At 56.7% G+C, this 263-nt stretch carries 1 protein-coding gene; it reads right to left on the reverse strand.

The window, feature by feature from the left end:
* The coding region (locus SB775_RS30560) for a homocysteine S-methyltransferase family protein (protein ID WP_410865013.1) at window positions 1–263 on the reverse strand (263 nt) is incomplete at both ends.

The following is a 263-nucleotide window of genomic DNA, read 5'->3' on the forward strand; positions in this document are numbered from 1 at the left end:
CTCACGATCGCTTTCGCTTCCGCAAGGCACGGCAAAGTTTCACAAGCTAACAGATCCGCCCCTGCTTCAACCAGCACCCGGATGCGCTCTCTATGAAATGCGGCCAATTGCTCTTCGCCTATCGCATAGCCGCCGCGGTATTCAGACCCGTCCGATAAAAACGCGCCATACGGGCCGACAGATGCCGCCACTAAAGGCTTCGGCCTCCCCGTTCGATTCGTCGTATCGTCCCAAAATTCATCTCGCGCTTGTGTTGCCAACTG

The sequence above is a fragment of the Peribacillus sp. SIMBA_075 genome (genome assembly GCF_046534585.1).